Below are 24,408 nucleotides of genomic sequence, written 5' to 3' on the forward strand. Positions count from 1 at the left end.
CAACCGACGGGGTGCGGCATGGCGGTCCGGCCGGAATCCATCGACCGGCTACGTTCCTATCTCGATCGTCTTTCGTCGTTCCGCCGCCTGGACCTGCTCAAGCAAGTCGCGCTGGCGGGCGCGCGAGGCGATTCGGGCGCGGAGCTCGCCATCGTGCTCGAGGCTCTCCGGCCGGGCCTCGAGGCGGACCTGCGCGCCGAGAGCGGCCTGCAGTTCGCCCGACTGATCTTCTTTCGCCCTTGCGAGAGATTCCTCGTCGACGAGCGCGGCACGACGAAGCATCCGGGCTTCATCCACCGCGCCAGCCTCGAGGGGCTGTGGAAGTGGCTGAGCTTCCGGACCGAGTGGAACAACTGGGGCGAGCGCACTGACCGGGCCATCGCCGCGCATCTCGCGGGCGACATGGCAACGGCCGGGACGCTGGTGCGCGGCATGCGGGCCGACGCCGCCGCGGCCATCCACGAGGCGACCGAAGCCGCCAGCCGCTCCGATCTCTTCCGCCAGAAGCTGACGCTCAGGGTCGGCGGCCAGCACGCCTATGCCGACCTTCCCGAGATCGCGGAGATCTTCGAGCGGGAGGCCGAGCTCGAGGCGCTCGGGGCGCGGGTCGCGGAGATCGTCCGGGCGGCGGGCGGGGAGGTCGACGACAGGGCGGTGGACGCACTGATCGGCGTCCTGGCGGAGCACGACGACCCGTTGACCCTCGTGCTCGCGGGCCTCTACCGCGAGCTGCCGGACCCGAGGACGCTCGTTGCGGTTCTGACGACGGCCGAGGAAACCGACGACGGCGCCCGGCTGGCGAACAGCCGCCTCGCAGGCTGCGTCGACATCCTGCTCGCCGACCTCGACTTCACGACCGCCCGGATAGACCGCGCGGTCGGCCTGCCGGAGCGGCTCGACACGCTGTCGAGCGAGCTGAAGCGGTTCCACCGGATCGCCCGCGCGCTGCACATCTCGATCGATCTGAACCGGGCGCCCGCGTGGCGCGCGGCGCTGGGCGAGCGGCGGCGCGTCGTCTCTGTATCGCTGTCGAGCGAGATCGCGACAGCGCCCGAGACGATCATGCGTGCGGTGAGGCCGCCGCGCGACGAGCGGGAGGACGCCCAGACGGGTGAGGCGGTCGACCGGGCGCTCTATCTCGCGCGCCTCATGGTCCTCGCGAAGCCCATGCGGTCCGAAATCGCCCTGAACTCGGCCGTGATCGAGGCTCTCCGGAAGACCGACACGCTGCTGCAGACGCTCCACCGTGCCACGCGCGACCGCCCCTCCGCCGGGGCGACGCCGAACGCGCGACGCCGGCGCGAGGCGCTGCGCTCCATCATGTCGATCCTCGCGGGCACGCTCGAGGACGTCTCCGAGAACGAGGCGGAAGATCCGGCGGCGCGGGCGACGGCCCAGGCTGTCTGACGGCCGGAGCCAGGTCCGGATCTCGATCGGTTGACCTGGAATCGTTCTAGGTACAATACCTGATTGCGACGCTTTGCCGGTTCCAGCATGGATGATCGCGAGCTATCGTTCCGTTAGAGCCATGACCCAGTTCGCCATCTTCGCCGTCATGACCGGGCTCGCCGTGCTGATCGCACTGGCGCCGCTGAGCCGGTCCCGCGCGCCGCGCCCGACCGGGGCGGAGGCGAGCGACCACGCTTTGTACCGCGATCAGTTCGAGGCCATCGGGCGAGAGGAGGCCGCCGGCTTCGTCAGCGCCGAGGAGGCCGAGTCGGCGCGGGGCGAGATCGCGCGGCGGATCCTCGCAGCGCGGCAGGTGAGGGCGGATGCGGCCGGCGGCGGTGGCGCCGCGCGCTGGACGGGTCTCGCGCTCGTGCTCGCCATCCCCGCCATCGCCCTGCCGCTCTACCTCGCGTGGGGGCAGCCCGGGATGCCCGGGCACTCCGCGGCCGAGCAGCGCGCCCGCCAGGCCGCCGCCGAGACCGACGTGGCGCAACTCGTCGCGCGGGTCGAGGACCACCTGGCAGAGGATCCGCAGGACGCGCAAGGCTGGCGGGTCCTCGCGCCCGTCTATCTGAGGATGGGACGCTACGACGCGGCCGTCGACGCCTACCGCAACGCGCTCCGGCTCTCGGACGGCGACGACGCCGCGCTTCTGGCCGATCTCGGCGAAGCCATCGCCGCCGCCGCCTCCGGCGTGGTGACCGAGGAGGCGCGCGAGGTGTTGCAGCGGGCCGCCGGGAGCGACCCCTCCGCAGTGAAGCCACGCTTCCTGCTGGCCGTAGCCGCCGAGCAGGACGGGGACTGGCGGGCCGCGAGCGATGGCTGGCGGGCCCTGCTGGCCGACGCGCCGGCAGACGCGCCCTGGCGGAGCGAGATCGAGGCGCGGCTCGCGGCGGCGCAGGCGAGCCTCGAGGGCGGGCCGAGCGAGGAGGACGTGGCGGCGGCGCGGGACATGTCGCCAGAGCAACGTTCCGCCATGATCGAAGGTATGGTGACACGGCTGGCCGAGCGGCTGGCGAGCGACGGCGCCGACCTCGACGGCTGGTTGCAACTCGCCCGCGCCTATGTCGTGCTCGGCCGGACGGAGGAGGCGCGGGCGGCGCTCGCCAGCGCTCAGGAGAATTTTCCCGAGGAAGCCGGGCGTATCGAGGATGCGTCCCGCAGGCTCGGGATCGGGAGCTGAACCGTGGCTAGGATGACGAGGAAACAGAGGCGTTTGACGCTGATCGGCGCGGCGGGCGTGGTGCTGGCCGCCGCCATCGGGCTGATCCTGGTGGCGTTCCAGGACACGATCGTCTTCTTCAACAGCCCAAGCGACATCCTGGCCGAACATCCGGGCACGGAGCGGCGCATCCGGCTCGGGGGGCTGGTGCTCGAGGGCAGCGTCGTCCACGACGAGCAGGCGTCGGTGCGCTTCGTCGTGACCGACACGGCCCACGACCTGCCGGTCGTCTATGGCGGCCTCCTGCCCGATCTCTTCCGCGAGGGGCAGGGCATCGTGGCCGAAGGCCGGCTCGATGCCGACGGCGTGTTCCGGGCCGACAGCGTGCTCGCCAAGCACGACGAGACCTACATGCCGCCCGAGGTCGCGGACGCCCTGAAGAAGCAGGGGCACTTCATGGAGGCAGCGACACAGTGACCGCCGAAGCCGGACTTTTCTCGCTCGTCCTCGCGCTCGTCCTGGCGCTCGTCCAGTCGACAGTGCCGCTCGTGGGCGCCCGCCGCGGCGACCCGCGCCTGATGGCCGTCGGCCAGTCGACGGCCATCGGGCAGCTTTTGTTCGTGACGCTGTCCTTCGCGATCCTGATCGCGCTGTTCGTCCGCTCCGACTTCTCGGTCGAACTGGTCTGGGCGCACTCGCACACCGCGCAGCCGCTGATCTACCGCGTGACCTCGACATGGGGGAACCACGAGGGCTCGATGGTCCTGTGGATCTTCATCCTGACGCTGTTCGGCGCGCTCGTCGCGCTGTTCGGCAGCCGACTGCCGGCCACGCTGCAGGCGACCGTGCTGGCGGTGCAGGGCTGGATCGCGACGGTCTTCCTGCTCTTCGTGCTCGCCACCTCGAACCCGTTCGCCCGGCTCTCGCCGGCGCCGGCGCAGGGCCGCGACCTGAACCCGATCCTGCAGGACCTCGGCCTCGCGATCCATCCGCCGCTCCTCTACGCGGGCTATGTCGGGTTCTCCATCGCCTTCGCCTTCGCGGTCGCCGCCCTGATCGAGGGGCGGGTCGACGCGGCATGGGCGCGCTGGGTGCGGCCGTGGACGCTCCTCGCCTGGAGCTTCCTGACGGTCGGCATCGCCATCGGATCCTACTGGGCCTATTACGAGCTCGGCTGGGGCGGCTGGTGGTTCTGGGACCCCGTCGAGAACGCCTCCTTCATGCCGTGGTTGTCGGGCACGGCGCTCATCCACTCCGCGATCGTGATGGAGAAGCGCAGCGCGCTGAAGATCTGGACGGTCCTGCTCGCCATCCTGACCTTCTCGCTGAGCCTGCTCGGCACGTTCCTCGTGCGCTCCGGCGTCCTCACCTCGGTCCACGCCTTCGCGACCGATCCGAGTCGCGGCGTCTTCATCCTGCTCATCCTGATCTTCTCGATCGGCGGCGCGCTGGGGCTCTTCGCCTTCAGGGCGGGCAGCCTGCAGCGGGGCGGCCTGTTCGCGCCGATCAGCCGCGAGGGCGCCCTCGTCCTGAACAACCTGCTTCTCACCACGGCCTGCGGCGTCGTCCTGACGGGCACGCTCTATCCGCTGGCGCTCGAGGCGGTCACCGGCGACAAGATCTCCGTCGGCGAGCCGTTCTTCAACGCGACCTTCGTGCCGCTGATGATCCCGCTGCTGCTAGCCGTTCCGTTCGGGCCGTTCCTCGCGTGGAAGCGCGGGGACCTTCTTGGCGCCACGCAGCGTCTCTACGCCGCGCTCGGCGTAACCTTCCTCTCGATCCTCGCCGTGTATGCGATCCACCACGACGGGCCGGTGCTCGCGCCGCTGGCGTTCGGCCTCGGCGTGTGGCTCATCGCCGGCGCACTGGCCGATATCGCGGAACGGGCGGGATTTGCGCGGGCCGGGCTGGCGAAGGGCTTCGCGCGGCTCCGCGGCATGCCGCGCTCGGCCTGGGGCGCGGCGCTGGGGCATGCGGGGGTGGGGCTCACGGTGATCGGCATCGTCGGCGCGACCGCATGGGACGCCGAGCGCATCGTCGCGATGCGGCCGGGCGATACGGTAGACCTCGCGGGCTACCACCTGACCTATCAGGGCACCGCGCCGCAGACGGGGCCGAACTACATGGCGAACGTCTCCGGCTTCACGATCGAGCGCGACGGGCGCGACCTCGGGATCATCACGTCGGAGCGACGCGACTACATCGCGAGCCGCCAGCAGACGACGGAGGCGGGAATCAGGACGTTCCTGTTCACCCAGCTCTACGTGTCGGTCGGCGACCGGCAGCAGGCCGGCGGACGGGCGGTGCGCGTCTACCACAAGCCGCTGGTGACGCTGATCTGGCTCGGGTCCCTCGTCATGTTCCTGGGTGGCGCGCTGTCGCTCTCTGACCGCCGCCTTCGCATCGGCGCGCCCACGCGCGCCCGCCGCATGGCCGCGGCGCAGCCGGCCGAATGACGATGCGCGCCCTTCGAGCCGCCTTCGCCATCCTCGCCCTGGCCTGCGCGCTGGCCGCGCCGGCCGCCGCGCTGCAGCCCGACGAGATCCTCGAGGACCCGCAGCTCGAGCAGCGGGCGCGCGACATCTCCGCGCATCTGCGCTGCCTCGTCTGCCAGAACCAGTCGATCGACGATTCCGACGCGCCGCTCGCACGCGACCTGAGGATCATCGTCCGCGAGCGGCTGCAGGCGGGCGACACGAACGAGGAGGTCGTGTCCTTCGTCGTGGACCGCTACGGCGAGTTCGTGCTCCTGAAGCCGACCTTCTCGTGGCACAACGCGCTCCTCTGGGCGGCGCCGGTGATCCTGCTCGTGTTCGGCGGGCTCATCGTCATGTTCTCGCTGCGCGGCCGCCGCGGCTCCGCGCCGAAGGCGCTGACGACGGAGGAGCGGCAGGCTCTCGACGAGGTGATGGGCAAGGGGCGCCGGGACACCGCGCCCGCAGCCTCTGAACATTAACGAGGTTTAATCCCTCCGACAGAGCGCTGTAAGGCGAGGCTCCCTAGATTCCCTCTCAACCAGGTCGGAGGCCCGACCTTGATGACGAGGAGAATGAGAATCCATGTCGGACCTGAAGCAAACCTTCAGCCGGAAGTCGATGCTCGCGGGCGGTGCCGCACTGGCCATGCTGGGCATGGCGGGCGGCGCGTTCGTGGGGCAGTCGACCACGCCCGCTTTCGCCCAGGACCCGCTGACCGCACCCGAGAGCACGCGCCAGCCGGTGGCGGACTTCGCCGACCTGGTCGAGGCCGTCAGCCCGGCGGTCGTCAGCATCCAGGTCGAGAGCCGCTCCACGCCGCGCACGATGTCGAACCGCTCCTTCGGCGGCAGCGGTCTCGAGGACCTGCCCGAGAACCATCCGCTGCGGCGCTTCTTCGACCAGTTCGGAGACCAGTTCGGCCAGCAGTTCGGCATGCCCGGCGAGCGGCAGACGCCACGCACCCCCCGCGGGATGCCGCGCCAGCAGTCTCTCGGCTCTGGCTTCATCATCTCGGCCGACGGCTACGTCGTCACCAACAACCACGTCGTGGAGCAGGGTGACAACGTGAAGGTCGTCATGAACGACTCCACCGAGTACGACGCGGAGCTGGTCGGTACCGATCCCAAGACCGACCTCGCGCTCCTGAAGATCGACGTCGACCACGACCTGCCCTTCGTGAACTTCACGCAGGACGCGCCGCGCGTCGGGTCGTGGGTCGTCGCGGTCGGCAACCCGTTCGGCCTCTCGAACACCGTGACCGCCGGCATCGTCTCGGCACGCGGCCGCGACATCGGCGCCGGGCCGTACGATGACTTCATCCAGATCGACGCCCCGGTGAACCGCGGCAATTCCGGCGGCCCGACCTTCAACCTCGACGGCGAGGTCATCGGCATCAACACGGCGATCTTCGCGCCCGGCGGCGGCGGCAATGTCGGCATCGCCTTCGCGATCCCGGCCTCGACGGCTGTCGCGATCATCGAGGATCTGAAGCAGGACGGCCAAGTGAGCCGCGGCTGGCTCGGCGTGCAGATCCAGCCCGTCACCGAGGAGATCGCCTCGAGCCTCGGCCTCGACCAGGCGAAGGGTGCGATCGTCGCCGAGACGCTCGATACCGGCCCGGCCGGGGATGCGGGCCTGCAGTCGGGCGACGTCATCCTGTCGGTCAACGGGCAGGAGATCGCGGATTCCCGCGCTCTCGTCCTGAGGATCGGCGAGATGAAGCCGAACGAGGATGCCGAGCTCGAGATCTATCGCGACGGCGAGGTCATGACGGTCGACGTGACGCTCGGGGCGCAGCCTTCCGACGGCCAGCAGGTCGCCGCGAACGACCGGAATGGCGGCGGCGATGCCGGTGAGCTCGGACTGGCGCTGAGCTCGGGGCCCGACGGCGTCACGGTGGCGGAGGTCGAGCCCGGCAGCGAGGGCGACCAGAAGGGCCTGCAGCCGGGCGACATCATCCTCCAGGCCGGCGGCCGCGAGGTGAGCTCCCCGCGCGACGTCGTCGCCGCCGTCGAGGCGGCCAGGGAGAACGGGCGCGACGCCGTCCTCCTCAGGGTGCGCAGCGGCGAGAACACGCGCTTCGTGGCTCTCTCGCTGAACGCCTGAGGCAACCCGATGATCTGGGACGAGCGGCACAGTTCGCCCTCTACCGCGCGTCCCCGGACGGCAGGCCGAGAGGATCGGCCTGCCGTTTCGGCGTTCGATGCGCTACGGTCCGAGCCGATGAAGATTCTCGTGATCGAAGACGACAGGGACGCCGCGAACTACCTCCTCAAGGGGCTGCGCGAGGCCGGCCACGCCGTCGATCACGCGTCCGACGGGGAAGAGGGCTTGCATCTCGCGCGACAGGGCATCCACGACGTGCTGGTGATCGACCGCATGCTGCCGAAGCGCGACGGGCTCTCCGTCATCACGGAGCTGCGGAAGCAGGACGTGGACACGCCCGTCCTGATCCTCTCCGCCCTCGGGGAGGTCGACGACCGCGTGAAAGGCCTGCGCGCTGGCGGCGACGACTACCTCGCCAAGCCCTACGCCTTCAACGAGCTCCTGGCGCGGACGGAGGCGCTGGCGCGGAGGCGGAGCCCATCGGAAGGCGAGATGGTGCTGAGGGTCGGCGACCTCGTGCTCGACCGCCTCGCCCATGCCGTCACGCGCGGCGGGCAGTCGATCCCCGTCCAGCCACGCGAGTTCCGTCTACTCGAATATCTCATGAAGCACGCCGGCCAGGTGGTGACGCGGACGATGCTCCTCGAGAACGTCTGGGACTACCATTTCGACCCCCAGACGAACGTGATCGACGTCCACGTCTCGCGGCTGCGGGCGAAGATCGACAAAGGCTTCGAGCGACCGCTTCTCCACACGGTGCGCGGCGCGGGATACATGATCCGTGACGGCGCTGGCTAAGCTCCTCCGCTCCACGGCCTTCCGGCTGTCGCTGATCTATCTCGCGGTCTTCGCGCTCTTCGCCGGCTCGCTCCTTGCCTACATCGCCTGGAACGCCCGCGTCATCTTCATGGACCAGCTCGTCGACACGATCGAGGCGGAGGTCCAGGGATTGGCCGAGCAGTACCGCATCGGCGGCGTCGCGCGGCTCGCCCAGGTGATCCAGCTGCGCACCAGAAGCCCCACCAACACGCTCTACCTCGTGACCGACCCGCGCGGGCGGCAACTCGTCGGCAACGTCGCGGGCGTGCCGGACGGAACGCTCGGCACATCGGGCCTCCTGCGCATCCAGTACAAGCCGCACGAGGGCGCGGGCGGCGGCAACCACGAGGCGGTGGTGCGGGTCTTCGCCCTGTCGGGCGGCTACCGCCTGCTCGTCGGCCGCGACGTGGAGGAGCGCGAGCGTCTTCTCGATCTCGTCCGCCGCGCCTCGGCGCTGTCGATCGTCCTGATGATCGTGCTCGGCGTCGGCGGCGGCACCTATGTCAGCCGCAAGGTTCTCGCCCGCATCGACGCGATCAGCGACACCAGCCGCTCGATCATGTCGGGCGACCTGTCGCGCCGGGTCGCGCTCGCGGGATCGGGCGACGAGTTCGACCGGCTCGCGGCGAGCCTCAACGCGATGCTCGACCGGATCGAGCAGCTGATGCGGGGGCTGAAGGAGGTCTCCGACAACATCGCGCACGACCTCAAGACACCGCTCACCCGGCTGCGCGGCCGCACCGAGGCGGCGCTCCGCCAGCGCGATCCCGACACTTATCGGCAGGCCCTCGAGACGACGCTCGAGGAGTCCGAGCAGCTGATCGCGACCTTCAACGCCCTCCTGATGATCGCGCGCACGGAGGCCGGCGCCTCCGGCGCGGAGATGGGCGAGGTGGACGTCGTGCCCGTCGTGCAGGACGTGGCCGAGCTCTACGAGCCGGTGGCCGAGGAGGCGGGGCTCGCGCTGTCGCTCTCCCTGCCGGAGCGGGCGCTCGTGACCGGCAACAGGGAGCTGATCGGGCAGGCCGTGGCGAACCTCCTCGACAACGCGGTGAAACACGCAGGCCCCGCGCATGGCGGTGCGATCGAGGTGCAGGTGCGCCACGACGAGCGGAGCGAGGAGATCGTCGTCGCGGACCGGGGGGCCGGCATTCCGGAGGAGGCGAGGGGCCGCGTCGTTGAGCGCTTCGCGAGGCTCGAGGAGAGCCGGTCGCGGCCGGGGGCCGGCCTCGGCCTGTCGCTCGTCGTCGCCGTGGCGCGCCTGCACGGTGGCGAACTGCGGCTCGAGGACAACCGGCCGGGCCTGCGCGCCGTCCTTGCGTTGCCGCGCCAATCCGGCGAAATGGGCGCATGAGCGATGTTCTTTCCGACGACAGTCTCGCCGGCCGGCTGAAGGCGGCCCCCCGCGCGAACGACCCCTCCGCCGCCGAGGCGCATCTGGGGGACGTCCTTCGGCACGAGGCCTGCGCGCCTTTGAAGGCGCTCGTCGAGAGCCGTGAGGGGTTGCGTGACTTTCTCCTGGCCGTGCTCGACCAGTCGCCGTGGCTCCGGGGGCGGCTGGTGGCGCAGCCGCCGCTTCTCCAGGAGACGCTGCAGGCAGATCCCGACGCGAGGCTCGAGGCCCTCTGTGCGTCGCTGCAGGAGGAGCTTCGCGCCGCGCCGGACCAGGCTGCCGCCATGCGGTGCCTGCGCCGCTTCAAGACGAAGGCGGCGGTTCTCATAGCGCTTGCCGATCTCGGCGAGGTCTGGGACGTGGACCGCGTGACGGAGGCGATGACGCTGATCGCCGACACCGTCGTGCAGGGTGCCGTCGACTTTCTGGTCCGGCAGCTCGCCGTGCGGGACAAGATCACCCCCGGGGATCCCGAGGATCCGGCGGCCGACAGCGGCCTCGTCGTCCTGGCGATGGGCAAGCACGGCGCGGGCGAGCTGAACTTCTCGAGCGACATCGACCTCATCGTCTTCTTCGACCTCGACAAGGCGCCGCTCGGCGACCGGCTCGAGGGGCAGAAGCTGTTCGTCCGGCTGACCCGCGACCTCGTGAAGCTGCTCGGCGAGTACACCGAGGACGGCTACGTCTTCCGCGTCGATCTCAGGCTGAGGCCGGATCCCGGCGCGACGGCGGCCGCGATCTCCGTCGAGGCGGCGCTCCAGTACTACGAGAGCCTCGGGCAGAACTGGGAGCGGGCGGCGCTCCTGAAGGCGCGGCCATGCGCCGGCGACATCGAGGCCGGGCAAGCCTTTCTGAAGGAGATCGCTCCCTTCATCTGGCGCAAGTACATGGACTTCGCGGCGCTCGCCGACGTCCACGCGATGAAGCGTCAGATCCATGCCGCGAAGGGCCACGAGAAGGTCGCCGTGGCCGGCCACAACCTGAAGCTCGGGCGGGGCGGCATCCGCGAGATCGAGTTCTTCGCGCAGACGCAGCAGCTCGTCGCCGGCGGCCGGCATCACGAGCTGCGGGTGCGCCAGACCCTCGTCGCGCTCGATCGGCTCGCCGAGGGCGGCTGGATCAACGCCGCCGAGCGCGACGAGCTGAAGGAGGCCTATCGCTTCCTGCGCAGGCTCGAGCACCGGCTGCAGATGGTCGCGGACGAGCAGACGCACACGCTTCCAGAAGGTGACGCGCAGCTCGAGCGCTTCGCGCGGTTCTCCGGCTTCGAGAACGCCGACGAGCTGTCGAAGGCGCTGCTCGACCGGCTGCGCACCGTGCAGGGGCATTATGCCGGCCTCTTCGAGAACGCGCCGACGCTCAGCGCGGGCACAGGCAGCCTCGTCTTCACCGGCGGGGAGGACGATCCCGAGACGCTCGAGACCCTGTCCCAGATGGGGTTCCAGTCCCCGAAATCGGTGACGGCGGCGGTCAGGGCGTGGCACTTCGGCCGCATCCCCGCGACGCGCAGCGCCCGCGCGCGGGAGACGCTGACCGAGATCGTGCCGGCGCTTCTCGAGGCTCTCTCCCGAAGCGCCAATCCCGATGCCGCCTTCGCCGCGCTCGAGCGCTTCCTCAACAGGCTGCCGGCGGGTGTGCAGCTGTTCTCGCTCCTGCGCTCCAACCCGGACATGCTGAAGCTCCTGGCGAACATACTGGGGGCGGCGCCGCGGCTCTCGGAGTTCCTGGGGCGGCGGCCGCGGGTCTTCGCGAGCGTCCTCGAGCCGGATTTCTTCGACGAGCTGCCGGACGAGCAGGCGCTTCAGGACCATCTCGACGAGACGCTGCGCGACGCGCGCTCCTACGAGGACGCGCTCGACCGCGCGCGTATCTTCGGCCAGGAGCAGGCGTTCCTGATCGGCGTGCGGCTCCTCTCCGATACCCTTTCGGCAAGCGATGCCGGCCACGCCTTCTCCCGGCTCGCCGACGTGCTCGTGAAGCGCCTGCACGAGCTGGCGAGCGACGAGCTCGCGAAGCGGCACGGCAGGGTGCCGGGCGGAGGATCGGCCGTGCTGGCCATGGGCAAGCTCGGCAGCCGCGAGATGTCCGCGACATCCGACCTCGACCTGATCCTGCTCTACGAGCCCGACCAGGACACGGCCCAGTCCGACGGCGAGCGGCCGCTCGCCCCCAGCCAGTATTACGCGCGGCTGACACAGCGCCTGGTCGCGGCGCTCTCCGCTCCGACCGCGGAGGGCCAGCTCTACGAGGTCGACATGCGGCTGCGCCCCTCGGGCCGCGCCGGGCCCGTCGCCACGCGCGTCGGCGGCTTCGCGCAGTACCACGAGAAGGAGGCCTGGACGTGGGAGCACATGGCGCTGACGCGGGCCCGCGTGATCGCCGCGCCGCCCGCCATGAGGGAGCGCATCGAGGGCATCATCCGCGACATCCTCACCCGTGAGCGCGATCCCGAGACGCTGAAGCGCGACATCGCGGAGATGCGCGGCCGGATCGAGAAGGAGAAGTCGACGGACAACCCCTGGGACCTCAAGACGGTGCCCGGCGGGCTCATCGACCTCGAGTTCATCGCCCAGTATCTCCAGCTCGCCCACGGCGCAGACTGTCCGCAGATCCTCCTGCGCGAGACCTCGAGCGTGCTCGTGGCGGCCCAGGAGGCGGGGCTCCTCCGCCCCGAGGACGGGCGCCGGCTCGTGGCGGCGGGGACGCTCTACCAGTCGCTCACCCAGGTGCTGCGCCTGTGCGTCGGGACGGGCTTCGACCCCGACGCGGCGCCGCTCGGGCTCCAGAAGCTGCTCCTGCGGCAGGCGGACATGCCGGACCTCAAGCGGCTGGAGATCGAGCTCAAGGAGATGCAGGCGGGCGTGCGCGAGGCGTTCGAGCGACTGATCGGCCCGGTCGTCCCCGCCTGAGCTGCCCCTCAGCCGTGGGCGAGCTGGCGCTCGGCCTCGTCGAAGTCGCCGTGATCCTCGGACTGGGGCTCCTTCGGCAGGCGAACCGTGACGATCGTGCCCTTCCTCTCGACGCTGCGGATGCGCAGGGCGCCGCCGTGCAGCTCGACGAGCGACCGCGAGATCGCGAGGCCGAGGCCAGATCCCTTGTGGCTCTTCGAGAACTGGTTCTCCACCTGCTCGAACGGCCGGCCGAGCTTCTGGATGGCGTCGGCCGGGATGCCGATGCCGGAGTCCTCCACCGAGATCGTGACGGAGTCGCCGACCGACCGGGCGCGGACCTTGATGCGGCCCTCGTTCTTCGTGAACTTCACGCCGTTCGACATGACGTTCAGCAGAACCTGCTTGATCGCGCGCCGGTCGCCGTGGAGCGCCAGGTTGTGGCCGATGTCGACCTCCATCGCGATGTCCTTCTCCTGCGCCTTGAGCGAGGTGATCCGGACGCACTCGTCGACGATCTCGGCGAGGTCGAGTGACTCGATCTCGAGCTGGAAGCGCCCCGCCTCGATCTTCGACATGTCGAGAATGTCGTCGATGACGTCGAGCAGGAACTGGCCGCTGGCGCGGATGTCGCTGCAGTACTCAATGTATTTCGGCGAGCCCATCGGGCCGAACGTGCCGGTCTCCATGATCTCGGAGAAGCCGATGATCGCGTTGAGCGGCGTGCGGAGCTCGTGGCTCATATTGGCCAGGAACTCGGACTTCGCGCGGTTCGCGTCCTCGGCCCGCGTCTTCTCCTCGGAGTAGCGCTCGGCGAGCTCGACGAGCTGCTGTGCCTGCGCCTCGAGCGTCTGCCGCGAGCGGCGGAGATCGGCGACGGTCGCCAGCAGGGCGCGCTCGCTCTCCATGAGCCGCTCCTCCTGCTGCTTCAGCGCCGTGATGTCGGTGCCGACGCTGACGAATCCGCCGTCCTTCGTGCGGCGCTCGCTGATCTGCAGCCAGCGGCCGTCCTCGAGCTGCGCCTCGTAGGCGCGGCCGTCCTCGCGCCGCGGCACCTTCTCCTCGGTCCGCACGATCGGGTGGCGAGAGCGCTCCATCGCGGCGGCGTAGAGCGTGCCCGGCTTCACGAGCGCGTCGGGCAGCTGGTGCAGCTCCCGGTACTTGGAGTTGCAGAGCACCATCCGGTTCTCCGCGTCCCAGAGCACGAACGCCTCCGAACTCGCCTCGATCGCGTCGCGCAGGCGCATGTCGGCGGTGGCGCTCGCCTCCTGCTGGTGCTTCTGCTCCGTGATGTCGACGCAGATGCCGACGAGATGGATCGTGTCGTCGACGGGATCGATCACGACCTCCGCCCTGAGCCCGATCCACATCCAGCTCCCGTCGGCATGGCGGATTCGCAGGCTCCGGTCGACCGCGCCGTCGCGCTGCTCGGGAAGCTGCTTGGCGAGGCTGTAGAGGTCCCCGTCGCCCGGATGCAGCAGCGAGAGGAAGTCGCCGAACGACATCGTGCGATCCTCCGGCGGCTGTCCGACGAGTTCGGAGAGGGAGGCCGACCAGTAGATGCGGCCCCGCGAGACGTCCCAGTCCAGAAGGCCGCAGCGCCCGCGCTTGAGGGCGGTGCCGAGGCGACGCTTGTTCTGGTCGATCACCCCGCCGGCCTCGCGCAGGCCGCGTCCCTGCCAGGTGAACGCGCCCGCCACCAGGAGAAGGAGGAGGGCGGTCGTGGCGAGGACCGTCGTGGGCAGGGCGGAGCGCGCGGAGGCAACCGCGTCCAGATGAGGCTTCTCGACCGTCACGAGTACGGAGTTCAACGGCGCCTCGAGATGCCGGAGCGTCGCGAGAAGCGGCGTGCCGTCCCCCTCGACGGCGTCGAGCACGCGCGCGCGGCGGCCGAACGTCGTAAGGAGCTGCCCGGACTGGAAGATCTCCTCGATCTCGTGCCCGAGCACGTCGTCGCCGCCGATCGAGCTCAGCACGCGGGAATCCGGTCCGGTCACCATGATCTGCGGGCGGGTGAGCAGCCGCGTGCCCTCGATCGTCGTCTCGACGATGTCCTCGACCGTCTCCTGCAGCGTGGCGACGGTGATGTCGGGCCCGAGCTCGTTGAGGCGCGCCGCGAGCAGCTCGGCGATCAGGGAAATCTCCCGCTCCGCCTCGGCGGTCACCCGCTCCTGCACGCGCGTCTTCTGGATCACGCCCGCCGCCCCGACGAGGATGAGGAAGGTCGCGATGAGGGGGAGGATGCTCTTCGCGAGCAGTTTCTCGCTTCTCAAGAAGGAATCGGAGCCGAAGAAAGGGAGGGGGCCAGACCTGCGTCTGATGCCGAAGAATAGCGCTTTGGTGCGCAAGTATTCGTTCGCTGACGCCATGCGCGTCCTCGTGGCCCCCGTTCGAATCCTGAGGTCGCCAAAGACCTCATGTGCCGCATCTTTCGAACGAATCTATAAGAATCAAACGGCTGGTGATTTGTCCAGCCGCTTGAGGTGCCCGGGACCCATGTTTCGCGGGAGTGAGTCCGAAAAGACTCAACCAAGGGAGCGCTCCGCGATGTCGGCGACGTCGCGCGACAGCCCGTCCATGCCCGCCACGCGCTCGAGCTCGCGGCGCGCGAGCTCCCGGCGCTGCGGCTCGAGCACCCGCCAGCTGCGGAAGGACGAGAGGAGGCGGGCCGCGAGCTGCGGGTTCTGCCTGTCGAGCTTGAGGACGTGGTCGGCGAGAAACGCGTAGCCGCGTCCGTCCTTGCGGTTGAACTGGACGGGGTTGCCGCTGGCGAAGGCGCCGACCAGCGCCCGCACCCGGTTCGGGTTCGACATGGCGAAGCGGGGATGGCCGGTCAGCCGTTCGACCCGGTCGAGCGCATCCTCGTCTGGTGCGATGGCCTGCACCGTGAACCACTTGTCGAGCACGAGCGTGTCGTCCCTGAAGCGGCCGTAGAAATCCTCGAGCGCCTCGTCGAGGACCGGTCCGCGCAGGCGCGAGAGGGCGAGGAGGCCCGCCATCCTGTCCGTCATGTTGTCGGCGCGGCGATAGTGCTCGCCTGCGAGCGACGTGGCGTCGTCGCCGCCTGTGGCGACGAGGAGCGAGAGCACCGCGTTGCGCAGGGCGCGGTGTGCCGCGCTCGTGGCGTCGGGGGAGTAGGGCTCGTTCGAGGCGTGCCGGCGGTAGATGTCTTCGAGCGTGGACCCGAGCTGCCGCCCCAGGAGCTCCCGGAGCCACTCGACGGCGTGGTGAACGGCGTCGGGATCGACATCGTGCCCCACCTCGCGCGTCAGGTCGGTGTCGCCGGGAGGCGAGAGGACGAGCGCGCGGAAGGCCGGATCGAGCGCCTCGTCGGCGCCGACTTGTGCCAGCGCGGCAACGAGGTCGGCCGTCGTCGGCGAGCCCTCGGGCGAGCGGCCGGACTGATGGTCGAGCAGCACCTTCATCATCACCGCGTGCAGGGCCTGCCAGCGGTTGAACGGGTCGCTGTCGAGCGCGCCGAGGCGCAGCATGTCGTCGCTGCCGAGATTGCTCACGAGACGCACCGGCGCGGAGAAGCCGCGCAGGAGCGACGGGACCGCACGCTCCTTCAGGCCGGAGAACCGTATCGTGGCGCGCTGTCGGTCGAGCTCGAAGACCCCGTTCTTCAGCGCGGGCTCGCACTTGACCTCCGGCAGCATGTCGCGGCCGTCCTCGCCCACGAGGCCCATCGCGATCGGCAGGACCATCGGCTCCTTCTTCGGCTGGCCGGGCGTCGCCGGAACGCTCTGCTCGAAGGTTATCTCGAGCGTGCCCTCGGCTGCCCGCTGGTCGACGCTGGCGGCGAGCTCGGGCGTGCCGGCCTGGCTGTACCAGAGCTTGAACTGGGTGAGGTCGCGGCGGCTCGCCTTCTCGAAGCAGGCGAGGAAGTCCTCCACCGTCGCGGCGCGGCCGTCGTGCTCCTTGAAGTAGAGGTTCATGCCCCTGGCGAAGGCGTCCGGCCCCAGCAGGGCCTTCAGCATGCGGATCACCTCGGCGCCCTTCTCGTAGACCGTCGCCGTGTAGAAATTGTTGATCTCGCGGTAGGTCTCCGGGCGCACCGGATGGGCGAGGGGCCCGGAATCCTCGACGAACTGGTGCGACCGCAGGAGCCGCACGTCCTGGATGCGCTTGACCGCCCGGGAGCGCATGTCGGAGGTGAACTCCTGGTCGCGGAAGACGGTCAGTCCCTCCTTCAGGCACAGCTGGAACCAGTCGCGGCAGGTGATGCGGTTGCCGGTCCAGTTGTGGAAATACTCGTGGGCGATCACCGCCTCGACGCTCGCGAAGTCGTGGTCGGTCGCCGTCTCGGCGCTCGCGAGCACGTAACGGTCGTTGAAGATATTGAGGCCCTTGTTCTCCATCGCGCCCATGTTGAAGTCGGACACGGCGACGATGTTGAACACGTCGAGGTCGTATTCCCGGCCGAACACCTCCTCGTCCCAGCGCATGGACCGCTTCAGGGCATCCATGGCGTAGCGGGCCCGGTCTTCCTTGCCCTTCTCGACATAGATGCCGAGCCTCACCTGGCGGCCGGACTGCGTCGTGAACCCGTCGACGATGCGGCCGAGGTCACCGCCGACGAGGGCGAAGAGGTAGGACGGCTTCGGGAAGGGGTCGTGCCAGATGGCGAAGTGGCGGTCGGTGCCCGGCACGTCGCCGGCCGAGCTGCGGTTGCCGTTGCCGAGGAGGACGGGCGCGTCGGATTTCCGCGCCTCTATGCGCGTCGTATAGACCGACAGCACGTCCGGCCGGTCGGGGAAGAAGGTGATCCTCCTGAAGCCCTCCGCCTCGCACTGGGTGCAGTAGACGCCGTTCGAGCGATAGAGGCCCATGAGGCGGGTGTTCGCGCTCGGGTCGATCAGGACGGTCGTCTCGAGCGTGAAGGGCCGGTCGGGCACCGCTGCGATCGTGAGCCCGCGGTCGGAGACGACGAACTCGCTGCGCGCGAGCGGGATGCCGTCGAGCATGATGGCCAGGATCTCCAGGTCCTCGCCGTCCAGGACGAGCGGCGCGTCGCCCGGGCGCTCGGGATTCGGCCGGAGAGACAGGCGCGACCTGACCTGGGTCCGCTCGGGCTCGAGGCGGATGTCGAGCTCGACGGCGTCGACCAGGTGGTTCGGCGGGCGGTAGTCCGACAGCCTGATGCGCGGCGCGCCGTCCGTTGTCATCTTCTCGTCCTTCATGGCGGCAGGTTTGCCGGAGCATTACGGCGTCGGGGAGGCGCGGGGCAAGCCCTGCTCACGGCCGTCGGAGTGCGGGCGACGTCGATGACGGGTTGAAGACAGCCCATGTCGCGCGCCGCCAAGCCGACGGTTCGCTGCCGCTCCATGGTGTGGGCGAAGCGGTAACCGGCGGGAGTGGGTCGGAATGAAGTCTCGGGCCAAGGCGGTCGTCATCGGCGGGGGAGTCGTCGGGGTCTCGACGCTCTATCACCTCGCGAGGAAGGGCTGGTCGGATGTCGTTCTCGTCGAGCGCAAGGAGCTGACATCCGGATCGACCTGGCACGCCGCCGGCCTCCTGCCGCTCTTCAACATGAGCTATTCCGTCGGCCAGCTGCACAAATACTCCGTCCGCTTCTACCAGGAGCTCGCCGAGGAGACCGGCATGGACACCGGCTTCCGGAAGGTGACGAACGTGCGCATGGCGCGCACCGCCGACCGGTGGGACGAGTTCATGTACTACGCCGGCATCGCCCGGACGATCGGGATCGACGTGAGGACGCTAACGCCGTCCGACATCAAGGCGACCTGGCCCTATGTCGAGACGGACGGCATCATCGGCGCCATCCAGCATCCCGAGGACGGCTACATCCAGCCAGCCGACCTGACCCAGGCGCTCGCCCGCGGCGCCCGCGACCGGGGCGCCGAGATCTACCGCAACACCGCCGTCACCGCGATCGAACGGGCCGGTGACGGCTGGGTCGTGCACACCGGCAAGGGCGAGATCGCGTGCGAGCACGTGGTGTCGTGCACAGGCAACTTCGCGAGGCTCACGGGCCAGATGATCGGCCTCGACATCCCGGTCATCCCGGTCGAGCACCAGTACATCGTGACCGAGCCGCACCCGGCGATCCAGGAGTTCCGCAAGGCCGGTGGCCCGGAGCTCTGCGTCTTGCGCGAGGCGGATTCCTCCTGGTACATGCGCGAAGAGGCGGGCGGGCTGCTGCTCGGGCCATACGAGCTCGGCGCGCCGTGCTGCTACGTCGACGGCCCGCACGAGCAGTCGGAGTACGAGCTCTTCCAGGAGGACATCGAGCGGCTGATGCCGCATATCGAGACCGCGATCGCCCGCGTGCCCTATTTCGGCGAGGTCGGCATCAAGAAGACCTATAACGGCGCGATCGCCTATACGCCCGACGGCAGCCCGATCGTCGGGCCCGCGTGGGACCGCAAGAATTTCTGGCTGAACGAGGGACATTCCTTCGGCGTCACCGCCGCGGGCGGCGCCGGATGGCAGCTGGCCGAGTGGATCGTCGAGGGCGAGCCAACGATCGACATGCTGGGCGTCGATCCGCGCCGCTTCGGCCCGTACGCGACGAGGAGCTACCTCAAGGCGAAGAACGAGGAAGCCTACGCCAACGTCTTCACGCCGCACTACCCCGACGAGGAGCGCTCCGCCGCGCGGCCGCTGAAGACGACCCCCTGCTACGACCGGATGGCGGCGCGTGGCGCCGTGTTCGGATCGGTCTACGGCTGGGAGCGGCCGAACTGGTTCGCGCCCGAGGGCTATGCCGTTCCGGAGGAGGAGCTCGGCACCGGCGACGTTCTCCTCAACCACAACCATCCCCCCGCCGACCACACGGGCCGGATACGCGAGCGCTGGTCGTTCCGCCGCTCGAACTACTTCCCCTTCGTCGGCGACGAGGTGAGGAACGTCACCGAGAATGTCGGCGTGCTCGACATGACGGCCTTCGCGAAGATGGAGGTCTCCGGGCCCGGCGCGCGCGAATGGCTCGAATCGATCCTCGCCAACCGCATTCCGAAGAAGGCAGGCCGCATCGCGCTCGCCCATCTCCTGACGCCGAAGGGCGGCGTGAAGTGCGAGTTCACCGTCTACGAGTTTGCGCCCGGCCGCTTCTACCTCGTCTCCGCCGGGGCCTTCGAACGCCACGACCACGACGTGCTGCGCAAGCTCGCGCCCGAGGACGGTTCCGTCCACCTCTCGACGATCACGAACCGCTGGGGCGTGCTCGTCCTGGCGGGGCCGCGGTCCCGCGACGTGCTCCAGAAGCTGACGGACGCCGACCTCTCGAACGAGGCCTTCCCCTGGCTTTCGGGCAAGATCATCTCGGTCGGTCCGGCCTTCGCCCACGCGCTGCGCGTCAATTTCGTCGGGGAGCTCGGCTGGGAGCTCCACCACCCGATCGAGATGCAGAACGCGATCTTCGACCTGCTCTTCGAGGCGGGCGAGGAGTTCGGCATCAGGCCGTTCGGCATCCGCGCGATGGATTCGATGCGGCTCGAGAAGTCGTACCGCCTCATCCCGCGCGAGCTGTCGGTGGAGTATTCGGCGCTCGAGTCGGGGCTCGAGCGGTTCGTGCCGGTCAACAAGGGCGAGTTCCTCGGGCGCCAGGGACTGACGGAGTGGCGCGAGCGCGGCTTCGCCAACGCCTTCGTCACGATGGAGGTGCACGACGTCGCGAACGCCGACGCGCGCGGGTCCGAAGCCATCTGGAAGGGCGACGAGGTCGTGGGCCGTTGCACCTCCGGCGGCTATGGCTGGCGTGTGGGCAAGTCGCTGGCCCTCGCCATGGTGCGGCCCGAATTCGCGGCGCCGGGCACGGAGCTCGAGGTCCAGATTCTCGGGGAGTACCGCCGCGCCACGGTCGTGGCGGAGTCGCCGTTCGATCCGGAGAACGCCCGCCTCAGGGCTTGACGGGCGGCAGCGGCAGGAGCAGGTGTTACACGTCTGTCATGGAACCGACGTGTCACCGTCATGCTGCGCCTGCGCTCCGCCGACCTCATCTCGTCCGGCGCCTTTCGCTCCTGCTACCGCCACCCGGAGGACCCCAAGCTGTGCGTGAAGATCGCGCGGCCGCGGGCGGCGGCGGGACGGGCGGGGCATCTCGACCGCCTGTTCCGCCGGCGGATGGCGGGCGCGAACGAGCGCGAGTGTCGCGAGTACGGGCGACTGAGCTCGGCCGGTGTGCCGCTGTCACGGTACTTCCCGGCGGTTCACGGTTTCGTCGAGACCGATTTGGGGCGCGGCCTCTGCCTCGACCTCGTCGAGGGTAGCGACGGACAGGGGCCGTTGAGCCTGACCGACATCATGGCCGGCCGGATCTGGCCGGACCTCGATGCCGAGTTCGTGCTCGACGAGGTGCGGCAGTTCGGACGGTTCTGCGAGCGGTACGGCATTCTTGCCTCCTGCGACGAGCCCAGCAATATCGGCTTCGTGCGCGAGGGGGCGGGCTTCCGGCTCGTGGCCTACGACCTCAAGCTGCGCCCGAACAAGGAACTGATCCCGATCTCGACGCTGTTCCTCGCGCAGCGGCGGCGCAAGATCGCGCGTCGGTTCGATAGGCTCTTCGCGCCGCTCGCCGCGGCGCTGCGGTGGCCCACCGCGACCTGATCGTCCCTGCGGCCGTGCCCCGACGCGATCATGCCTGCGTCACGGACGACCCCGGCGCCTTGATGCTCGGAATGTCGCCGTCGTTCGACAACACCACGGCGACCCAGCGCCAGGCGGGGACCTGGGAGGCGACGATCAGGACCGTCACCATGATCGGCACCGACAGGAACATGCCGACGACGCCCCAGAGCGCGCCCCAGAACGTCAGCGACAGGATGATGACGAGCGGGCTGAGGTTCAGCGACCGTCCCATCAGCGCCGGTTCCACCACGTTGCCGATGAAGAGCTCGATCGCCGTCACGCCGAGCCCGACGATCAGGAAGGGGCCGAGCGTGTCGAACTGGACCAGCGCCACGAGGGTCGGCGCGATCGTCGCGATCACGGAGCCGATATTCGGAATGAAGTTCAGGATGAAGGCGAGGAGGGCCCAGGTTTCCGCGAAATCGAGGCCGAGCGGCTTCATCACCGCGTAGGCCGCGAGCCCCGTCATCGAGCTGACGACGAGCTTCACCCAGAAGTAGCGCTCGATGCTCTCGTTGATGGCACGGATGACGTGATGGGCCTGGTGCTCCGGCCCCGCATCGAGGACGCGACCGAGCTTCGACCAGAAGACCGGCCGCTCGGTGAACATGAAGGCGAGGTAGAGGACCACGAGCGAGATGCCCGTCAGCATCGCGCCGGCCGACCCGAGGATGCGCGGCAGCCGTTCCGCCAGGTTGATCTCCCGGAAGGCCGCCGCGAAATCGGCGGACAGGTCCTCCCCGGCGAAGCTGCCGAGGTCGCGCACCAGGTCGTCCATCCTCTGGAGATATCGCGGCATCGCCTCGACCACCGCGTTCACCTGTTGCGAGAGGATCGTGGTGAAGACGAAGAGCACGAAGGCGATGATCGCGATCCCGATCGCGGCGGCGACGCCGCGCGGCATCGCTCGGCCCGCCACGCGAAACCCCGCGATCCGGTTGATCATCGAGTTCAGCAGGACGAACAGCATCAGCGCCACGACGATCGGCACGAGGAACGCCCGCGCCCACCACAGGCCGGCGATGACGATCGCGGCGAGGATGACGTTGATGTACCAGGCCGGCGGCCCGGCGACCTGCCGCGACGGCGGGTTCACTCCGTCAGCTCCCTTTCGCGCCGCTCCGTCAGAGGCGAGCGGTTGAAATACTCGCGGTAGACCTTCGAGAAGTGCGAGGCGGAAACGAAGCCGCAGGCGACCGCCACCTCGACGACGGGCAGGTTCGACTGGCGCAGCAGGTGACGCGCACGGTCGAGCCGGAGCTCGAGATAGTAGCGCGCCGGCGAGCGCCCCATGGAGCGGCGGAACAGTCGCTCGATCTGCCGGCGCGAGAGCCCGCTCGAGTTCGCGAGGTCGCCGAGCGAGAGCGGCTCGGAGAGGTTCGATTCCATCAGCTCGATGATCTGCAGCACCTTCGGGTTCTGGATGCCGAGCCGGGCACGCAGCGGCAGCCGCTGGCGATCATGCGAGTCGCGGATCCGGTCGGCGAGGAGCTGCTCGCAAACACGGTTGACGATCGCCTCGCCCAGATCCTCCTCGATCAGCGTCAGCATCATGTCGAGCGGGGCGGTGCCGCCGGCGCAGGTGTAGATGTTGTGGTCGATCTCGAAGAGGTCGGAATAGACCTCGGCCTTCGGGAAGTTCTCGGAGAAGCCCGGCAGGTTCTCCCAGTGGATCGCGCAGCGCCGGCCATCGAGGAGGCCGGCCTTCGCCAGCACCCAGGCGCCGGTGCAGAGCGCGCCGACTGCGACCCCGCTTCTGTGCGCCTGGCGCAGCCAGGTGTGCAGCGCGCGCGAATCGTAGCGCTCCACCGCGATGCCGGAGCAGACCAGCAGGAGGTCGGGCCGCTCATCCCCCGCGGCCCGGCGCTTGATGTCCTCGAGCGAGGCCGTCGCCTCGATCCGCAGGCCGTTCGAGGCGAGCGCCATGCCCCCGTCGCCGGTCACGATTTCCCAGCGGTAGAAGGAGTAGCCGAGTTGCCGGTTCGCCAGGCGCAGAGGCTCGATGGCGCTGGTGAACGCGATCATCGAGAAATTCGGCACGAGGAAGAAGACGATCCGGCGCGACCCTCTTGTCGCCGCGTCCATGGGGAACTCCGCAAGTGGGCCACGGGCCTTCGCAAGGCCCGCCCGTCCGATGTCGCAATCAGACCATCCTCTCCGCCAACGTGACAATAGCGTGGCGCGGATTCGAGGGTGGCTTTCGGAAAGGCCGAAGTGCCGCCTCGCGCCGAGGCCATCACCCGGGACGACGGCTGGAGAGCATGGACCGATACTCCGCTATAAGGCTGATCCGCGAGGGGCTCAACGGCCACAAGGGCTGGGGCCGGATCTGGCGCGGCGCGACGCCGAAGGCAAGCTACGATGTCGTCGTCATCGGCGGCGGCGGCCACGGCCTCGCGACGGCCTACTACCTGGCCAAGATCCACGGCATCACGAATGTCTGCGTGATCGAGAAGGGCTGGATCGGCGGCGGCAATTCCGGCCGCAACACGACGATCATCCGCTCGAACTACCTCTTCGACGCGTCAGCCGCGATCTACAACCACGCGCTCGAGCTGTGGAAGGGGCTGGGGCGGGAGCTGAACTTCAACATCATGATGAGCCACCGCGGCGTCCTCAACCTCGCCCATGACGAGCACGAGGCGCGGGGCCTGAAGCGCCGGGTCGAGGCGAACCGCCTGAACGGCGTCGACGCCGAGTGGCTGGACGCCAAGCAGGTGAAGGAGTTCTGCCCGGTCATCAACATCTCGCACGACATCCGCTATCCCGTGCTCGGTGCGACGCTTCAGCGCTCGGGCGGCGTCAACCGGCACGACGCTGTGGTGTGGGGATATGCGCGCGCCGCGAGCGCCCTCGGCGTCGACATCGTCGAGCAGTGCGAGGTCACGGACATCCGCACGGAGGCCGGTGCCGTGACGGGCGTCGAGACCACGAAGGGCTTCATCCGCACGCCGAAGGTCGCGAGCGTCACCGCCGGCCACACGAGCGTCATGGCCAAGATGGTCGGCGTGAAGCTGCCGATCGAGAGCCATCCGCTGCAGGCGCTCGTCTCCGAGCCGATCAAGCCGCTCGTGCCCTGCGTCATCATGTCGAACGCCGTGCACGTCTACTGCAGCCAGTCCGACAAGGGCGAGCTCGTCATCGGCGCGGGGATCGACGCTTACAACTCCTACACCCAGCGCGGCTCGATGGACATCATCGAGCACCAGATGTCCTCGCTCTGCGAGCTCCTGCCGGTCGTCTCGCGCCTGAGGATGATGCGCCAGTGGGGCGGCATCGTCGACACCTGCCCGGACGCGAGCCCGATCATCACGAAGACGAAGGTGAAGGGCTTCTACATCAACGGCGGGTGGGGGACCGGCGGCTGGAAGGCGACGCCGGGCTCCGGCCACGCCTTCGCCGATCTCGTCGCCAGGGACGAGCCGAACGCCATCGCCGCGCCCTTCACGGTCGACCGGTTCTACTCGGGCGACCTCGTGGCGGAGCACGGCGCCGCCGCCGTGGCGCACTAGGGACACGAAG

16 protein-coding genes are annotated in these 24,408 nt (G+C 69.4%); 12 read left to right on the top strand and 4 right to left on the bottom strand.

Going from position 1 to position 24,408, the window contains the following annotated elements:
• The first annotated feature begins 18 nt into the window (after positions 1-18).
• The 9 genes from N177_RS19055 (at position 19) to N177_RS19095 (ending at position 12,315) form a co-directional block, all read left to right on the top strand.
• Positions 19-1,407, top strand: a complete 1,389-nt coding sequence (locus N177_RS19055) for a coiled-coil domain-containing protein (protein WP_023434058.1) — start codon at positions 19-21, stop codon at positions 1,405-1,407.
• Positions 1,408-1,528: 121 nt separating this feature from the next.
• Entirely contained in the window at positions 1,529-2,632 is a 1,104-nt protein-coding gene (gene ccmI / locus N177_RS19060) for a c-type cytochrome biogenesis protein CcmI (RefSeq protein WP_023434059.1), read from the top strand.
• Between the two features lie 12 nt (positions 2,633-2,644).
• On the top strand, positions 2,645-3,088 hold the full coding sequence (gene ccmE, locus N177_RS19065) for a cytochrome c maturation protein CcmE (protein WP_040486180.1): 444 nt from the start codon (positions 2,645-2,647) through the stop codon (positions 3,086-3,088).
• Positions 3,085-5,067: a heme lyase CcmF/NrfE family subunit gene (locus N177_RS19070; RefSeq protein ID WP_023434061.1), complete on the top strand. Its 1,983-nt coding sequence runs from the start codon at positions 3,085-3,087 to the stop codon at positions 5,065-5,067. Before ccmE ends, N177_RS19070 begins: the two co-directional genes overlap by 4 nt.
• A 2-nt stretch (positions 5,068-5,069) precedes the next feature.
• The gene (locus N177_RS19075) at positions 5,070-5,567 is read left to right on the top strand and encodes a cytochrome c-type biogenesis protein (protein ID WP_152527967.1); all 498 of its coding nucleotides are present in this window, start codon (positions 5,070-5,072) and stop codon (positions 5,565-5,567) included.
• 103 nt (positions 5,568-5,670) lie between these two features.
• Positions 5,671-7,194, top strand: a complete 1,524-nt coding sequence (locus N177_RS19080) for a Do family serine endopeptidase (RefSeq protein WP_023434063.1) — start codon at positions 5,671-5,673, stop codon at positions 7,192-7,194.
• 117 nt (positions 7,195-7,311) lie between these two features.
• The gene (locus tag N177_RS19085; RefSeq protein ID WP_040486181.1) at positions 7,312-7,992 is read left to right on the top strand and encodes a response regulator transcription factor; all 681 of its coding nucleotides are present in this window, start codon (positions 7,312-7,314) and stop codon (positions 7,990-7,992) included.
• A complete protein-coding gene (locus tag N177_RS19090) occupies positions 7,976-9,367 on the top strand; it encodes an ATP-binding protein (RefSeq protein WP_023434065.1) in 1,392 nt (463 codons plus the stop codon). Before N177_RS19085 ends, N177_RS19090 begins: the two co-directional genes overlap by 17 nt.
• Positions 9,364-12,315 carry a bifunctional [glutamine synthetase] adenylyltransferase/[glutamine synthetase]-adenylyl-L-tyrosine phosphorylase gene (locus N177_RS19095; RefSeq protein ID WP_023434066.1) on the top strand — a complete coding sequence of 984 codons (2,952 nt, stop codon included), beginning with the start codon at positions 9,364-9,366 and terminating at the stop codon, positions 12,313-12,315. The genes N177_RS19090 and N177_RS19095 overlap by 4 nt, the downstream gene beginning before the upstream one ends.
• 8 nt (positions 12,316-12,323) lie before the next feature.
• On the opposite strand, the gene N177_RS19100 is transcribed toward N177_RS19095, so the two are convergent.
• Positions 12,324-14,567: a PAS domain-containing sensor histidine kinase gene (locus tag N177_RS19100; RefSeq protein WP_244444312.1), complete on the bottom strand. Its 2,244-nt coding sequence runs from the start codon at positions 14,565-14,567 to the stop codon at positions 12,324-12,326.
• A 252-nt stretch (positions 14,568-14,819) separates the two neighbouring features.
• Positions 14,820-17,462, bottom strand: coding sequence for an aminopeptidase N (pepN, locus tag N177_RS19105; RefSeq protein ID WP_040486263.1), 2,643 nt, complete (start codon positions 17,460-17,462; stop codon positions 14,820-14,822).
• A 199-nt stretch (positions 17,463-17,661) separates the two neighbouring features.
• Between pepN and N177_RS19110 the strand changes: the two genes are divergently transcribed.
• Positions 17,662-20,169, top strand: a complete 2,508-nt coding sequence (locus tag N177_RS19110; RefSeq protein WP_023434070.1) for a GcvT family protein — start codon at positions 17,662-17,664, stop codon at positions 20,167-20,169.
• 60 nt (positions 20,170-20,229) lie between these two features.
• Complete coding sequence (locus tag N177_RS19115) at positions 20,230-20,865, top strand: YrbL family protein (RefSeq protein WP_023434071.1); 636 nt, start codon at positions 20,230-20,232, stop codon at positions 20,863-20,865.
• A 28-nt stretch (positions 20,866-20,893) separates the two neighbouring features.
• On the opposite strand, the gene N177_RS19120 is transcribed toward N177_RS19115, so the two are convergent.
• Positions 20,894-21,982: an AI-2E family transporter gene (locus N177_RS19120; RefSeq protein ID WP_023434072.1), complete on the bottom strand. Its 1,089-nt coding sequence runs from the start codon at positions 21,980-21,982 to the stop codon at positions 20,894-20,896.
• The gene (locus tag N177_RS19125; RefSeq protein WP_023434073.1) at positions 21,979-22,971 is read right to left on the bottom strand and encodes a GlxA family transcriptional regulator; all 993 of its coding nucleotides are present in this window, start codon (positions 22,969-22,971) and stop codon (positions 21,979-21,981) included. The genes N177_RS19120 and N177_RS19125 overlap by 4 nt, the downstream gene beginning before the upstream one ends.
• Positions 22,972-23,147: 176 nt before the next feature.
• Here N177_RS19125 and N177_RS19130 point away from each other — a divergent pair, with 176 nt between their 5' ends.
• The gene (locus tag N177_RS19130; RefSeq protein ID WP_023434074.1) at positions 23,148-24,398 is read left to right on the top strand and encodes a sarcosine oxidase subunit beta family protein; all 1,251 of its coding nucleotides are present in this window, start codon (positions 23,148-23,150) and stop codon (positions 24,396-24,398) included.
• Positions 24,399-24,408: the final 10 nt, after the last annotated feature.

Source organism: Lutibaculum baratangense AMV1, from assembly GCF_000496075.1.
In the GTDB taxonomy this organism is placed as follows: domain Bacteria; phylum Pseudomonadota; class Alphaproteobacteria; order Rhizobiales; family Tepidamorphaceae; genus Lutibaculum; species Lutibaculum baratangense.

What these genes read in the sequence shown, in the direction of transcription:
- N177_RS19055 (WP_023434058.1), top strand. Translation starts at nt 19, where the DNA reads ATGGCGGTCCGGCCGGAATCCATCGACCGGCTACGTTCCTATCTCGAT.
- N177_RS19075 (WP_152527967.1), top strand. Translation starts at nt 5,070, where the DNA reads ATGCGCGCCCTTCGAGCCGCCTTCGCCATCCTCGCCCTGGCCTGCGCG.
- N177_RS19110 (WP_023434070.1), top strand. Translation starts at nt 17,662, where the DNA reads ATGAAGTCTCGGGCCAAGGCGGTCGTCATCGGCGGGGGAGTCGTCGGG.
- ccmI (WP_023434059.1), top strand. Translation starts at nt 1,529, where the DNA reads ATGACCCAGTTCGCCATCTTCGCCGTCATGACCGGGCTCGCCGTGCTG.
- N177_RS19130 (WP_023434074.1), top strand. Translation starts at nt 23,148, where the DNA reads ATGGACCGATACTCCGCTATAAGGCTGATCCGCGAGGGGCTCAACGGC.
- N177_RS19085 (WP_040486181.1), top strand. Translation starts at nt 7,312, where the DNA reads ATGAAGATTCTCGTGATCGAAGACGACAGGGACGCCGCGAACTACCTC.
- N177_RS19125 (WP_023434073.1), bottom strand. Translation starts at nt 22,971, where the DNA reads ATGGACGCGGCGACAAGAGGGTCGCGCCGGATCGTCTTCTTCCTCGTG.
- ccmE (WP_040486180.1), top strand. Translation starts at nt 2,645, where the DNA reads ATGACGAGGAAACAGAGGCGTTTGACGCTGATCGGCGCGGCGGGCGTG.
- N177_RS19115 (WP_023434071.1), top strand. Translation starts at nt 20,230, where the DNA reads ATGCTGCGCCTGCGCTCCGCCGACCTCATCTCGTCCGGCGCCTTTCGC.
- N177_RS19080 (WP_023434063.1), top strand. Translation starts at nt 5,671, where the DNA reads ATGTCGGACCTGAAGCAAACCTTCAGCCGGAAGTCGATGCTCGCGGGC.
- N177_RS19095 (WP_023434066.1), top strand. Translation starts at nt 9,364, where the DNA reads ATGAGCGATGTTCTTTCCGACGACAGTCTCGCCGGCCGGCTGAAGGCG.
- pepN (WP_040486263.1), bottom strand. Translation starts at nt 17,462, where the DNA reads ATGACAACGGACGGCGCGCCGCGCATCAGGCTGTCGGACTACCGCCCG.